Source organism: Legionella lytica (assembly GCF_023921225.1).
Taxonomy (GTDB): Bacteria; Pseudomonadota; Gammaproteobacteria; order Legionellales; family Legionellaceae; genus Legionella; species Legionella lytica.
The window spans coordinates 345,102-360,535 of record NZ_CP071528.1 but is presented as its reverse complement, the minus strand read 5'-3'; the positions used below and the strand labels follow the sequence as shown (position 1 = coordinate 360,535).

The following is a 15,434-nucleotide window of genomic DNA, read 5'->3' as shown; positions in this document are numbered from 1 at the left end:
ATTAAGTTTAAAACCTTAAGTTTTGGCTAGATCTTAACTGGACATATCAAACTGTTCATTGATCAATGACGCCCTGGTACGAGGTCACCAAGAACTAATGGGTTGTGTAAGCTTACCATGATGCTCCGTTGTTTATTTAATTCCGATGCCTTATCGAGGCAAGAAGTGAAAGGAACTTGTTAACCCTATTTCGTTATCCTCATCGGCACTATTACTTGTTTTTCAATTAACTCTATTCTTGAATCACACGCTATCTATTTTAAGGCAGTAGGGTACCAATAAGTTCCTCTAAAGCCATTTTTTCTTTTTAAAATATCTAAATGGCAACCACGCAGAAATAGACATCAATAGCAATGCAATAGGATAACCTACCTCCCAGCGTAATTCTGGGATATGCTCAAAATTCATCCCATAGATGCTTGCAATGAGTGTTGGGGGTAAAAAGATAACAGCAGCTACTGAGAAAATTTTGATAATGCTATTTTGCTCTATATTTATCATGCCTAAAGTGGCATCAAGTAGAAAGTTAAATTTAACGGAAAGAAAGCTCGCATGTTCTCGAAGCGCATCAATATCTTTATGAATTACAGTGAGGAAGGTGCGTGTTCCCTTAGCAGCTTCCGCTGCTTGAGTTTGTTCCCAAAACGATATGAGGCGGGTAAACGTCATTAAACTTTCACTTGTTTTAGTACCAAGATCACCATTCACGCCTATTTGTTGTAGTATTTCTTTATAGCCTGTTCCTGTAGGTGTATTTGTTTTTTGATGGAAAATTAGGTGTGAAATTTCATCATGCTTTCGGCTAATTTTTTCTAAAATATCAGCCAGTCGATCAATAGCTGCGTCCAATAACCCAATTAAAATAACAATAGCATCAAACTCTTTCTTTTTTGAACGTAATAGTTTTGCACTAAATAAATTAAAGGCATGAAGATCAATGTAACGTAAGGTAATCAACATTTTTTCCGTCAGAATAAAGGTAACTACATCAGTTTTAGCTTCAGGTAAATTAGAGAAGGCGACCATGGTTGCTGTCATGTATACTGCATCATTTTCTATATATAAGCGACTGGATGGCTCAATTTCTTCAATTTCCTCTTTAGTAGGAATTTCAATTTTAAATAGTTGTTCTACTATGTGTTCTTCTTCTTTGCTGGGAGAGATCATATCAATCCATAAAGCCTTATGAAGAAGAGGGGCGGTATCAAGGTTTAGATTTTCAGAGACTATACGGGAATCAGTTTGGGAATAGATGATTACCATGTTACTTATCCTTCTCGAATGCTATCAGATTGATTAGACGATAAATTTATATCAATTTCGTTCTTATCTCTAGCTAAGAATTATTTTAGTATGCGTAGGAATAACGCTCCAGCATGTATTATTGATATTAATTTGCTCGTGGTGCACACTGTACTATTGAAAGTCTCTTTTGCCAAATTCCTTCGTGCATGGAAGGGCACGAAATCATCGTTGAATAAATGTCTACTATAGGTTAATGTTGGGCACTTTGATTTTTGGTTTACATCGATGAGATTAACTAGACAGCAAAACAAAAATACTGGAAACCAAGGCACTCGGTTCAATTCATTAATAATGCGAATGGAAGGGTGCAATTTAAAAGCAGATGCTGATAAAAGCACGTACATTTTCTACAGCAAACAGTTAAAAGACAAAGGGCTGGATGAGCTCACCGCTTTATTGACTGGGATGCTGGATAATCGTATTTTCCCTAATACGGTAATTCTAAATCAACTCATTAAACGCCTGTCTCAATTGCATCAACCTCAGTACTCTTTGCTGGTACATCAGATGGCGGTAACCAAAAGCTTGGCCGATGCCATTACTTACGCCAGCACCCTAAATGCGATTGCCAAGAGTAAGAAGCCGGATGCCCAGCTGGCGGTGCAGTTACTTCAGGAAGCCAAGAAGGCCAACTTGGCCAATGCCATTACCTACAACAGCACCCTCGATGCGATTGCCAAGAGTAAGGAGCCGGATGCCCAGCGGGCGGTGCAGTTACTGCAGGAAGCCAAGAAGGCCAACTTGGCTGATGCCATTACCTATGCCAGCACCATCGATGCGATTGCCAAGAGTAAGGAGCCGGATGTAGTGCGCGCGGTGCAGTTACTGCAGGAAGCCAAGAAGGCCAACTTGGCCAATGCCATTACCTACGCGAGCACCCTCGATGCGATGGCTAAGAGCAAGGATCCGGATGCCGCGCGGGCGGTGCAGTTACTGCAGGAAGCCAAGAAGGCACATTTGGCCAATGCCATTACCTACAACAGCACCCTCGATGCGATTGCCAAGAGTAAGGAGCCGGATGCCGAGCTGGCGGTGCAGTTACTGCAGGAAGCCAAGAAGGCAAACTTGGCTGATGCCATTACCTACAACAGCACCCTCGATGCGATTGCCAAGAGTAAGGAGCCGGATGCCGAGCGGGCGGTGCAGTTACTTCAGGAAGCCAAGAAGGCAAACTGGGCTGATGCCATTACCTACAACAGCACCCTCGATGCGATTGCTAAGAGTAAGGAGCCGGATGCCGAGCGGGCGGTGCAGTTACTTCAGGAAGCCAAGAAGGCAAACTTGGCTGATGCCCTTACCTACGCCAGCACCCTCGATGCGATTGCTAAGAGTAAGGAACCGGATGTAGTGCGCGCGGTGCAGTTACTTCAGGAAGCCAAGAAGGCAAACTTGGCTGATGCCATTACCTATGCCAGCACCCTCGATGCGATTGCTAAGAGTAAGGAACCGGATGTAGTGCTGGCGGTGCAGTTACTTCAGGAGGCCAAGAAGACAAAATTGGCTGATGCCATTACCTACAACAGCGCCCTCGATGCGATTGCCAAGAGTAAGCAGCCTGATGCCGAACTGGCAGAAGCCTTGATTAATGAGGCCATAGAGCAATTTAAGCTGGGTGATATGAAGAAGGGGGCAAGACTAAACTTGCATGGAATGTCATTTGGCATGGTCTATTTCGGACTCAAAAGTCGTGTGCAGCAGGAGATGAAGGCAAAGGACTCTATTTCAGCGCTCACTTTAATCTATGGGAAAGGGCTGCATAGTAGTTGTTCAGGGGAAGAGGTTCATCCGGTCAAACAGGCCGTATTGCGCGTGGTCGATGAACTCTCAGACCAAGGGGTTTCTGGTCAAGAAAATAGAACTAATCAGGGGGTATTTGAGCTGTCTATACAACCCCGCCAGGTTCAATCCAACACCGTCAACCCCAACCATTTTTTTGCTCCCGGACTTAATCCTCATTCCAAACCCTTTGTGTTTAAATCCCTGGATGGTATTCAGCCTCGGTTTTAGGCATCTCCCATACTGTTAGAGCCCAGAGTTTGGGCTCTCTTTTTTCTTTACTTCACCTGCGGTTGCGGCTTTGTTTCTTAACCCCCTGCATGGTTACTTTTTCTAAAATTTAGGCGGATCTATAGGTTGCAGGCATCTCCAATGAAGTCATTTTATTGAGTACACCACAACCAATCATGGTCTCTTGTTTTTGTCTTGCAAAATCGCTGGCATGTAGGGTATTCCCTAGAATTTTTTTAAAAAGTTCGCTTGATTAATTAACGTTCAATAGTTGTGTTTTAGTGGATCCTTTACAACTAGTTGCTAACCAAGCAGGAGGGGAACAAATCACCCGTTTACTTACCTGAATCATTTTGCGTAACAATTGTGTCTGCGCGCAGACCTATTGTAGGGAAAGGAAGTGGATAGAGAACTCTCTAGCATAAATGAAGAACAGTTATATTCTGATATCAGTCAATTGATAGAGGTCACTCAGCAACGAACCTTGCATGAAATTAATAGGGCAGGGGTTCTATTATATTGGCATATAGGGCGGCGTATTAATCACGATATATTAAAACATGATCGAGCGGCTTACGGTGCGAATGTTATAAAAACTCTAGCAGATTAGTTACAGACAAAATCCGGAAAAGATTTTGGTTTGCGTGTTATACATCGATGCGCACAATTCGAGAATTTTTTTTCTGATGAGAGGATTGTTTTATCTTTAAGTCAGCATTTGAAATGGACTCATTTTGTGTCTCTACTAAACATTAACAACAAGCTTAAAAGAGAGTTCTACCCTGAAATGTGTCGAATTGAGAGATGGAGTACAAGAGAGTTCTCGAAAAAAATTGACGAGATGTTATTTGAAAGAACAGCAATTGCTAAGAAAGCTGAGGATGTGATTGAAAAAGAAATCTCAAAATTACGTGAAACGAAGATATTAGAGCCTGATTTAAGTATTCAAGACCCCTATATTTTTTCATATTTAAGTTCTGATGTATTAAATGATGAGGAAACTTTAGAAGATGCGATTTTAAAAGACATTGAGGAATTTTTATTAAGTATGGGAAAGGGTATGTAATTATAGGACATTAAGTAATCATTATTAATGAGGTCTTTAAAGTTAACAATTTGAGAACGATACGCCCCTAACATTAACTTAGAAAAATTAACCCGAATTAACTTTAACAGTTATGTTTGACGACCTTTTTAAAAATTGGACGTCAAGTGGTCAGAATAGTAACTAAACCTCCGTTTATTTAACTAAAATTAAATCGAGACTGTAGATAAATTTGTGTAACTGTCTATCCTTAGCCTTTAAGGCTGGTATGATAGACAGTTACACAAATTTATCTACAGTCTCCCGAGATCCTTATAAAAAAGAGGTATGTTCAATTTTTAGTCTCTATGAACCCTCGAGTTAAATGGCATTGTCAGCCGTGTAGAACATCACAGCATTAGAAACCCTCTTGCTAAATGGGGTTTTTAGATGCGAAGCAGCTTGAAAACCTGTAGAAGAAATAAGTAGTCTTCGACTTGCCGTTAGAGGGTGCTATTCATAGAGCGTCCAATATATATTTCAGCTGAGCAAACTGCATCCGTGTTAAAGTGTTTAAAGCATTTTATATAAATAAGTCCTTACTAACTACACATATATTATTTAAAATGTAAAAAATTATTTTCTTTTTGGTGATTCAGGCCTATAAAAGAACATGAACAACATTCCTAAGAAAATAATGAGCAATGAACTACGAAATCGTAGATTGCATGATTATTTGTATGTAATGACATTTTTAGAAGGGGCACTAATACATCCCAATAAACAAACCACTTGATTGTTTATTAAACGGACTCATAATCTTGCTGTGCTTGTAAGTATAATTTTATTAGCTGGGCTAAGTTTTTGGCTTGAACCTTATTCATAATATTTGAACGGTGAGCCTCTACTGTAGAAATGGAAATAGAAAGTTCATGGGCTATTTGCTTATTTAATTTTCCATCGATAATGAGCTTTATAATTTGCTGTTCACGTTTAGATAAACTGTTGATGCGTTTATTGAGGAGGTGCAGTGATTCGTTATTGACAGACTGATTTATATGTTTTTGAACTTTTTCCAAAAGAACCTGTTCGTTGAATGGCTTTAAAAGAAAGTCTTTTGCACCAAGTTTCATTGCTCTTACAGCCATAGGAATATCACCATAGCCCGTAATGACGATTACAGGTAAAAATATTTTTTGTTGTTTTAGTTTCTCTAAAAGTTCTAATCCGCTTATATCCGGAAGACGGACGTCGGTGATAAGCAATCCAGCATTTTTCGGGTCATAATTTTGTTGAAAAGAGGATGCGGTTCTATAGGTTTCTACTTGAAATTGTATAGACTCAAATAGCCATTGTAACGAATCACAGACAGCCGGTTCATCATCGATGATAAAGATGGTTTGCTTATTTGTTTGCATAACAATTCCTAATATCCTTATTCTGAGTCTAAGTTAGCTTTTATAGATATCCCTATAAAACATAGTGAAAACCAGGAGCAATTTACATAAATAGTCCCCTGGAGTTATTCAATTTAAATCATAACTTCTACATCATGTGCTTGCATGCCTTTTGTTCCTTTCGTGAGATTGAAAGAAACTTTTGCTCCAACAGGAAGGGATTTAAATCCGCTACCTAATATTCCACTAAAATGAACGAAGTATTCTTGTCCTTCGCTTTGAATAAAGCCAAAGCCTTTATCATCTCTAAACCATTTAACAGTGCCATTTTTCTTTTCAGACATGATTGTCCCTTTTTCATGAATTAAATATAGTTTGCGAATTATAGATGGATTTTTTTTAAAATTTGTATCGTGGAAAACATTAGTTTTATGAGAAAATATCCTTAAATTAAGTTGGTGATTTTTTCTAGAAAAAGGTCCGTCTTAAACGGTTTTTCTATAAACTCATCAATTTCGTTGTTTAATTGGGAGTTAATAATATTTTCTTTAGCGCAGCCGCTCATCATGAGAATTTTTAGTTTGCAGGAATTGCGCTTAATTTCCTGTACTAATTCAAGCCCATTCATTGAGGGGATGTTCATGTCAACGATCAAACAGCCATCCCATTCGGGAGAATATTGTTGTAATAATTGAATAGGGTGGTGAAAAATTTTTAACTCCAATGCATCTTTGTAAACTGAGCTCAATAGAAAGAATAATGCCTCGCAGAGAGCTTCATTATCATCAACAATATAGAGTTTAATTTTTTTCATTAGATGCATCGAATGGTAGGCTGAGGACAAAGCAAGCTCCTTTTCTATCATCATCTAGAAAAGTGAGTTTTCCACCATGATTTTCAATCAAAGTTCGGCATATATGTAAGCCAATACCATGCCCTTGCTTTTTCGTGGTGAAGTAGGAGGTTAATATTTTATCTATATATTCTTTCGGTACTCCTGGCCCATTGTCCCGAATCGTGACTTGCACGTATTGTTCCGATGTTGATGTTTCAATCGTAAGTTCGGGGTTTGCTTCATTACTATTTTGAAATGCTTCAATACTATTTCGCGTTAAATTTAAAATAACCTGAATAATGTGGGTTTTATTAACAGATACCCAAGGAAGGTTATCTTCTAAATTTAGAGTGATTTTCAATTTAAGATCGAGTAATTCATAGTGAAAAATAGATAGGGCATCATGTATTAATTGATTAATATCTGTTTTTTCCACGTAAACATGTTCCTCACGAATGAATTGTTTCATATTTGAAATAATCTCTCCGGCAAGTTCTGCTTGCGAGGAAATTTTTTCTAATGGGAGTGACAGTGTTTCTGCTAAATTATCGGAGTAAGATTTATTTTTCAGTATAAAAAGACAGCTCTGGCTGTAAGTGGCAATGGCTGTTAAGGGCTGGTTGATTTCATGTGCTAGTGCAGTAGACATTGCATTAATAACACTATTTTTGCATGTCTTTGTAATGTCTGCTTGAAGTTTATGTTGTAACTTATAATTGGTAGTGTCTTTGATGCGGAAAATTAATTCGTTTTTTTGGCTATAAGCATTATATATGGAGTGGAGTCGTATCTCGTAACAGTAATAAATATCACTCTCTTTATTTGGATTTTCAATAGATATGCTAGTTTTTTGGCCTGCAAGAGCATTTTTGCAGGCGTTGATAATTTTTGTTTTTAATCGTGTTTGTTCAGGAAGGGATTTGTCCATATTCATGCCGACACTAATGCTTTGTGACGTCATCCGCAGTAGAAGCTCTGTGAATAATTGATTGCTAATTTTAACATTTAACTCATCATCCAATACGGCAATAGCATCGTCGGCATGATGAAATAATTTATTGATTAGAGTTAAGAGTTCAATATCATGGGTATTACTTTGTGATGGACGTATAGACGTAGTTTCTATTCCATCAATAGCAATAAATTTTTTTCCAACCATGCTGCATTGGAAAATCACATTTCTTGATGTGCCGTCTTGTTGAAAGATTTCGATTTCATATGTTTGTTTTAAATTAGTGTGTACTAATTGTTTGATTTTTTCTATAAATGGTTTTTGGTCTTTTGTCGAAATGTAATTAAGCAAAGATTGATTTATTAATGATTTTCTTCTTGTTCCTAATAGGCGAGATGCGGAACTATTAAGTTTTTTAATAGAAAAGGAAGTATCAATTATAAAAGAAATAAAAGAGTTATGGGGTTTATTTATCAGTTTTAGAGGGGATTTTTTTGAAAAAACCCTAGTTAATATCGATTGGTTTAGCTTATTTATTATATTCACTTCATCCCAATTAATAAGTATAAAAATTTTTCTTTTATAGCAAAGACATTTATAAGAATTTTAACTTAATTTATAGTGCAAAGTTAACGTGTTTAAACGTGTTTAAATGTTTTTGAATTCTAGTAAAAATTAATATTTTGTTGAAAAAGAAAATTAATGTTCTATCAAGGAGAATAATAGTGTTAACGCGTTGTTTTTAGATGAGGACGCCTCATTACTTATTTGTATTCAACTTGTGTAGAATCTGATTTAATTTATTTTTTTCTTGCCTATGTTAACAAAAAAACAAACAAAGTAAAGCTTATGGCCTGGTCAAAAAGCAATCTGTTGGCGGGGTTGATAAAAATAGAAACCTTAGTTAACTAAAAATGGTTCAGAGGGATTGCACCGCCTATTATTCGTTTTATAAGTTACGTGAAAATAATAAATAATAATATTTTGTTGGGGTTTACTATCTATGAGGGTGCTTGTTCTTTTTACCCATGAAACTGCTGTGGTAGTGGCGATACACGCTGTCATTTTATTTATTTAAGGTAAGTATGGAATGTTAATAAAAATCAAATAGATTAAGGATTTCCATAAATTGCCCATGAAAATACTAATTGTATATTTGTTGGCTTTTCTTAATATAGGCTCTTCTTCAGCTTGCGAAGGGTTGGTTTCATGGATGCTAAAAAAAACTTGTTCTCTTTTTTATCGGTGTTTTTTTTATCAGTGCTTTTTTATTCATAAAAGCATCAAACGCTGTGCAAGCTAAAAAAGACAGTGAGGCTTTAACTATTTTACTCACTGTAGATGAGGGAGAAATCGCTGCAGCCGATGAACTATTAAAAAAAGTATGTTCTCCTCAAGTTAAACAGTATGCACAAATGTTAAAAAGGGAACATACAGCAAATATACATAAAGCTATAGAACTAAGTAAAAATGCACAAATAGGGATTACTCCAACAGTAATAACGGGCTCATTAAAAAAGCATAATAAAAAAGAACTGACTCATTTATATTCTTTAAAAAATACTGAATTAGAAAAAGAATACATAAAAATGATGATCCATGGCCATCATAGAGTATTGCATATGATGGATTATAGTTTGCTTAGAACTATTTCTAATCCCGCTTTAGAACGGTTAGCACTTGAAGCTCGACCACAATTAGAAAAGCATTTAAAAGAAGCAAAATTAATTCAAAAAACACTCAACGCTTAGTGTTCTATCAATACTAGGCTAGTAACACCAGCCGTTTATCCAGGAAATGAAATACATTAGGCTTTTTGCTGCGATCTTTGGCGTACGGCATAAATTCAACCAGGCTTACAGAGGAAATTAGCTCGAGTATTTTATCCTACCGTTCTGAAGCTAAAGAAGAATAGTATTTTCCGGATAGGCTTTAAAACCCACCCGAATTTTAGTTAAAAATTTCCAAGATTCATATGATTGGACAAGTCCTCGATACTCTATCACAACCCCCTGGCTTTAATGGAGCATCTTGAAGAGACACATAATGTCTTAAACTGTTTTGATGCACAATCGGAACAAAATAATCCCGATAAACTGCCATATGAATTAAGTTCGTATCACCATAATCAATATCCTCTTCCATAACGGTGTGGCAACCTTGAGTATCTATAAGAAGATGTTCGATAAAAAATTCGTCCTTAATCGAACCATCCTCAAAAAAATCAATGAGATGAACCTTCATGTTATATGTTTCACAAAAGATGCGGCCATCAATATTCCGGTCACCGGCAATAATCGTTTTCTCATGCAAACCTGTATCCGCTTTGATTTCCTCAGCAGTATATTGAATCGTGTTCATATAATTGAGATAATTATAGCGCGCCTGTTGTTCTGCTGCTGATGGATCCATATATCCATATTGAGCTTCCGTTAAAAATCGCTGATATACCCAGTTCTCTTCTTTATTTTTTTCCTCAAGTTTTTGGACGTATTCATGTGATACCAAACGTAACCCTTTCGCACAATAAGTATCATTCATACCCTTTTGATTATTTAGACATTGTGACATGACATTAAAAAAACAGCCGTTATTTGTCCGCATTTTTTGGGAAAATAAACTGGTGGGAAAATGTATTTTCAATAATTCATCCAGCTGTTTTTCTTTTTTATGCCATTTTAAAAGTCCTGTAAGATCGTTAAAGATTCAATGATGCTTAAAGGATATGGGAAATTCAAGTAGAGCGTAGTATTACTATTAATAGTGGCCTAGATATAACCTCAGCGTTTAGTTAGAGAATGAAATGGTTTGGCCATTTTTGTTGCGCTTCTTAGTGTAACTTTTTCCTTCTAATAATTACAGGTTATAGTGATGAGAAGCGTGTCCATTTGCCTTGTAATGAATTAGGCAAAATAATCATAAAAAAATGGGGAAAGTTCTGCTGTAAATCCGGATAAAATGCTGTACAATATGCGACAATTTATTATCCATTAAATTTTATAAGAGTATTATGACTGACTTAAACCTTTATAGAAACATTGGAATCTTCGCTCACGTAGATGCCGGAAAAACCACTACTACCGAACGTATTCTTAAGCTGACGGGTAAAATCCACAGAATGGGTGAGGTTCACGAAGGTGAATCAACAACCGATTTCATGGAGCAAGAAGCTGAGCGCGGTATTACAATTCAGTCAGCAGCTGTAAGTTGCTTCTGGAAAGGTACTCGCTTTAACGTTATCGACACCCCAGGACACGTTGACTTCACTGTTGAAGTGTATCGTTCACTGAAAGTTCTTGATGGTGGTATCGGGGTATTCTGTGGTTCAGGTGGTGTTGAGCCTCAGTCTGAAACGAACTGGCGTTATGCGAACAATTCAAAAGTATCTCGTTTGATTTTCGTAAACAAACTCGACCGTATTGGCGCGAACTTCTTAAAAGTTACCGAGCAAATTAAAAAAGTATTGGGTGCAAATCCTTTAATTATGACTTTACCAATCGGCTTCGAAGATACTTTCGTAGGGGTTGTTGATTTATTATCTCGTAAAGCCTATGTTTGGGATGACTCAGGACTGCCAGAAAATTACAAGGTAACTGATGTACCTGCTGATATGCATGATGACGTGGAAATGTATCGTGCACAATTAATTGAAACAGCACTTGAAATGGATGATGATTTGTTAATGGCTTACTTAGATGGTCAAGAGCCTTCTTTAGAAGACATTAAGCGTTGCATCCGTAAAGGTACGCTTGAATTAGCATTCTTCCCAACTTATTGCGGTTCTGCATTCAAGAACAAAGGTATGCAATTATTATTAGATGCAGTAGTTGATTATTTACCTGCTCCTCATGAAGTTAATCCTCAGCCTTTAACTGACGCTGAAGGTGAGCCAAATGGTCAATTCGCAATCGTTTCTCCTGATGAGCCATTCCGTGCCTTGGCATTCAAAATTATGGATGACCGTTTTGGAGCGTTAACTTTCGTACGTATCTATTCAGGAAAACTAAATAAAGGGGATACAATTCTTAACTCCTTTACAGGTAAAACTGAGCGTGTTGGCCGTATGGTTGAGATGCATGCGAATGAGCGTAGTGAATTACAAAGTGCTGAAGCAGGCGATATTATTGCGATTGTAGGTATGAAAAACGTGCGTACCGGCCACACTCTTTGTGATCCTAACCACGAATGTACTCTAGAAGCGATGGTATTCCCTGAGCCAGTAATCTCTATTGCTGTTTCGCCGAAAGATAAAGGCGCGACTGAAAAGATGGCTGTTGCGATTGGTAAAATGGTTGCAGAAGATCCAACATTTAGAGTAGAAACTGATGAAGATTCAGGTGAAACTATTCTTCGTGGTATGGGTGAATTACATCTTGATATTAAAGTAGACATTCTGAAGCGTACTTATGATGTTGAGTTAGTTGTAGGTCAACCACAGGTTGCTTACCGTGAAACGATTACTAAACAAGTCAATGACAGCTACACGCATAAGAAGCAATCAGGTGGTTCTGGTCAGTACGGTAAGATTGACTATACTATTCAGCCTGGTGAGCCAAACTCTGGATTTACCTTTTCTTCAACAGTTGTGGGCGGTAACGTTCCTAAAGAATTCTTCCCAGCAATTGAGAAAGGTTTCCGTTCAATGATGGGTACTGGTACGTTGGCAGGTTTCCCTGTGCTCGATGTGGCCGTTACCTTGACTGATGGTGGTTATCACCCAGTTGACTCTTCTGCAATCGCGTTTGAAATTGCAGCAAAAGGCGCGTTCCGTCAATCAATTCCTAAGGCAGCACCACAATTGCTTGAGCCTGTTATGAAAGTTGACGTATACAGTACTGAAGATGATGTAGGTAACGTGATTGGTGACTTGAACCGTCGCCGCGGTATGATCTCTGGTCAAGAGCCAAGTGCTGCTGGTGTACGTATCAAGGCCGATGTTCCTCTTTCTGAAATGTTTGGTTACATCAGTACTTTACGTACTCTTACTTCAGGCCGTGGTCAATTCTCAATGGAATTCTCTCACTATGCTCCTTGTCCAAATAGCGTAGCTGAAGCAGTAATTGCCAAAGAAAAAGAAAAGAAAGCCGCTGCTAAGTAATGTAAGTAGTGACTTTAAAAAGCCCTGTCAGTTTATACTGATGGGGCTTTTTTTTATCGTAAATAAACATAAACTATTAAAGACTACTGTTGAGTAGGTAGCTATTTAGTGCACCACGTATGAATCAAAAGATCTCTACAGTGTTCTTAAATGGAGCATGGTCGAGAATTTATTCCAGCAGTCTCAGCCATAGGACTGAAAAACCTTTTTTTGGCAATATCTTCTGGTTCTATTACTTCATCAGCTAAACCAAGCAGGGGACCGAGAATTTCTGGGTATTGCTTATAAAGTTTATTTAATTTGTCGTTTTTGGAACTTTTCGTTGTGAATTCTTGTAGTTGCTCGGGAGTTAGGGCAGTTCCTTGATAAATACATAAGACTAATTGATTGATTCTTGTGTCTATAAATAGAGCCCCAACCTCATTTTCAGTGAGTTGTTTACAGATCCGATTTACATTTTGCAGTTGTGCATACGGTATTGCTAAAAGACGTTCTAAGAATTGAGGAGATAATTCGATTTCTCTCTTCACTGTAGAGGGCTGCAGTAATTTTAATGCTTTGATGATAATCGTGAGTTCATAAATTAAGCGATAATTTGAGGTTGACCTTAATACCGCATCACTTTGTTCATTGAAAATAAATTCCAAACTGCTTTTTGATAAGGGCATATGTGCTAAATGAAGTAAATAAGCAATTGTGATCAAAAAATCACTACTCAATAGCTGTTGATGAGCCTTAATATAATCATGTAGTTTTTCTCCGTTTGCCCCTGCTATTTCTGGTTCCTCACTAAGCATTCGATAAAGATTTTCGATGGTATTTTGAATCAATGGCTTTTTCTCTGAAGCATTGAGAAAAAGAGACAGTATCGTTAGATTTTGCGTGCAATTGATGCGCATAGCTTGAAAGGGAAGGGCTTGGAGGTCAAAGGGGTCATGTACCTCTCTTTCCCATTGCTCTAGAGTATGCACTTGTTGCTGTATTAATTCGGCGATGCAGTATTTTTTACTGAGCACCCTCTTTATCAAAGGAGTGGTAATTAGAGGACAGTTTAGCAATTCACTCAGCAAGGGAATGTTTGAGTAGCATACTAAAGATTCTGCCTGCTGGTTTAAAATGATGAGGTTCGTCAAAGAAATATTTTTCTTCTGTCGGATGACATGGCTCATTAGTTGCAAGTTAAGTTGAATGCCTTGCTCACTTGCGCTAATAAAGTGTCGTGCGATAGAGCGGATGAGTAGTTCTTCATTGTCATTACGTGCATTCTTTAACCCTTTGGCTAATAAAGTTAATAGAGATTTATCTCCGTATAAGTTGGGATAATTTTGAAAACTAACGAGAATGGCAGAAAGATGGGAGGCTTGGGCACTGTAATGAAACAATAAATTAGTATTGAACTTGTTAAGGAGTTTTTTGAATTTTAATTCTTCAAGTGCATGGTAGACATCCAATGCATGGTAAGGATGGCAATGCTCAAAGCGTAAATGATATGGTTCATAGTCAGAAAATTGCTGTGTCAGTTGCTGGATATCAATCCCAAATTGTTGATTAATTTCACTCGCTCGAGCTTTAAACTCAGGAGTCAATTTAATCAGCCCAAAATAAAAGAGTAAGGGGTCTTCAATCAATCGTTGATAAAGAAAGGTAAGAACATAATCGGGTGAGCTGACGCAACCATTGGTACTCGAATCGCCAGGTAGATCATTCAGTTCTTCTATAGACTCTTTCATATTTGGAAATTCCGTTATGGCACTATTCAATTTAGGAATGAGAAAGTCCATAATGAAACGAAACTCATTCGTTGAAAGAAGGGCCAAGGCAATGAAATGATATTGACCGTCATGCGCGGCAATACTGAATGGAGTGCAACTAAGCTCATGTGCTGTTTCCAGATTTTTGCTCACAAATTTGGATGGTAAGCTAATCAGGCGTTTATTTTTCGAATGAAAATCCAGATATAAAGTTTGTGGGCTAATAAGACCAAAACATGGTTCCATTTGAATTTGATGCTGAGGGTTGCACATTCGTGCAATCCATTCCAGAAGATGGATCGGTGGAACTAAATAATGGGTTTTTCCATTATGATCAGCCAAGGTTATCGGTGAACAGATGGTTGTATCATCAGAAGGTAAAAGTAGTGTTTCTAGTAATTCATCTTTAAACGGTTGCTGGGTTTCTTCAATGGCAATAAAGATGCTACCAAGGCCTAGGTTGGCTTGTAATCTTGTTTTTATATGGTCAGGCTCAATGTTTGGATAACCGTATTGTATGTGCTTTATATAGGCATCGAATAGCATTTTATGCTCTGGCCTAGTGAGGTTGATCGCCTCAACCTTGTCATAGCTGCGTTTTGCCAGCAAATACATGTATTGTTGAAGAAAGTCCTGCTTAGTGATTGATAATATAGATTCATATTTTTTCTGGCGGATCTTTGTTAAAAAGCCCGCAATAAATGGTTGGTCTTTTGCTTCTTCTAATTCCTTTTCCAAGTATTGTCGGCAAAGATAAAGGTAAGCCAAGTAGATTTCAATGTCTGGGTGATCAAACAGCGGATGGTCTATTTCACCTTGTTGTATAACCTGTAGTAGTGCTTCTAAATAATCGCGATTAGATATTGGTGGATTGACTCCAGGAGCCAAGGCTTGTTCATCAAAAGTATTAATTAACAGGGTTAATTTACTATTTTTTACATAAGTAAGAAGCATGACAGAAATCCTGGGCGTTATGACTGAGTATTCTGGTGGGGTAGTGTTTTTTTTGGTTGAAATTTTAACATATAGAGGCTTTCTTTGAATAGTCAAAGACAAAATTTATTG

10 protein-coding genes and 2 pseudogenes are annotated in these 15,434 nt (G+C 37.5%); 4 read left to right on the top strand and 8 right to left on the bottom strand.

Translation table 11 applies throughout. The annotated features are described in order from the left end of the window. Positions 1-288 precede the first annotated feature (288 nt). A complete protein-coding gene (gene corA / locus J2N86_RS15405) occupies positions 289-1,263 on the bottom strand; it encodes a magnesium/cobalt transporter CorA (RefSeq protein ID WP_252582592.1) in 975 nt (324 codons plus the stop codon). A 267-nt stretch (positions 1,264-1,530) separates the two neighbouring features. Between corA and J2N86_RS15400 the strand changes: the two genes are divergently transcribed. After that, positions 1,531-3,312, top strand: a complete 1,782-nt coding sequence (locus J2N86_RS15400; protein WP_252582591.1) for a hypothetical protein — start codon at positions 1,531-1,533, stop codon at positions 3,310-3,312. A gap of 109 nt (positions 3,313-3,421) precedes the next feature. Here J2N86_RS15400 and J2N86_RS16315 read toward each other — a convergent pair. Continuing rightward, a pseudogene (locus J2N86_RS16315) lies at positions 3,422-3,553 on the bottom strand (IS5-like element ISLlo3 family transposase); the annotation flags it as partial. Positions 3,554-3,712: 159 nt separating this feature from the next. Between J2N86_RS16315 and J2N86_RS15395 the strand changes: the two are divergent. Then, positions 3,713-4,378, top strand: a pseudogene (locus tag J2N86_RS15395) (DUF1016 N-terminal domain-containing protein). 761 nt (positions 4,379-5,139) lie between these two features. Here J2N86_RS15395 and J2N86_RS15390 read toward each other — a convergent pair. From J2N86_RS15390 to J2N86_RS15375, 4 genes are all read right to left on the bottom strand, one after another. Further along, positions 5,140-5,754 carry a response regulator transcription factor gene (locus J2N86_RS15390; protein ID WP_252582590.1) on the bottom strand — a complete coding sequence of 205 codons (615 nt, stop codon included), beginning with the start codon at positions 5,752-5,754 and terminating at the stop codon, positions 5,140-5,142. A 113-nt stretch (positions 5,755-5,867) separates the two neighbouring features. Continuing rightward, the gene (locus tag J2N86_RS15385; protein WP_252582589.1) at positions 5,868-6,077 is read right to left on the bottom strand and encodes a cold-shock protein; all 210 of its coding nucleotides are present in this window, start codon (positions 6,075-6,077) and stop codon (positions 5,868-5,870) included. Positions 6,078-6,178: 101 nt separating this feature from the next. Next, entirely contained in the window at positions 6,179-6,547 is a 369-nt protein-coding gene (locus J2N86_RS15380) for a response regulator (RefSeq protein ID WP_252582588.1), read from the bottom strand. After that, positions 6,534-8,066 (bottom strand): PAS domain-containing sensor histidine kinase, encoded by a 1,533-nt coding sequence (locus J2N86_RS15375; protein ID WP_252582587.1) that lies wholly within the window; start codon positions 8,064-8,066, stop codon positions 6,534-6,536. Before J2N86_RS15375 ends, J2N86_RS15380 begins: the two co-directional genes overlap by 14 nt. A 746-nt stretch (positions 8,067-8,812) precedes the next feature. On the opposite strand from J2N86_RS15375, the gene J2N86_RS15370 reads away from it, so the two are divergent. Next, entirely contained in the window at positions 8,813-9,271 is a 459-nt protein-coding gene (locus J2N86_RS15370) for a DUF4142 domain-containing protein (protein WP_252582586.1), read from the top strand. Positions 9,272-9,491: 220 nt separating this feature from the next. Here the strand turns inward: J2N86_RS15370 and J2N86_RS15365 are convergent, their stop codons facing one another. Next, a complete protein-coding gene (locus J2N86_RS15365) occupies positions 9,492-10,061 on the bottom strand; it encodes an OTU domain-containing protein (RefSeq protein WP_252582585.1) in 570 nt (189 codons plus the stop codon). A 469-nt stretch (positions 10,062-10,530) separates the two neighbouring features. On the opposite strand from J2N86_RS15365, the gene fusA reads away from it, so the two are divergent. Next, the gene (gene fusA, locus J2N86_RS15360) at positions 10,531-12,618 is read left to right on the top strand and encodes an elongation factor G (protein ID WP_252582584.1); all 2,088 of its coding nucleotides are present in this window, start codon (positions 10,531-10,533) and stop codon (positions 12,616-12,618) included. 146 nt (positions 12,619-12,764) lie between these two features. Here the strand turns inward: fusA and J2N86_RS15355 are convergent, their stop codons facing one another. After that, positions 12,765-15,323, bottom strand: a complete 2,559-nt coding sequence (locus tag J2N86_RS15355) for a hypothetical protein (RefSeq protein WP_252582583.1) — start codon at positions 15,321-15,323, stop codon at positions 12,765-12,767. Positions 15,324-15,434 lie beyond the last annotated feature (111 nt).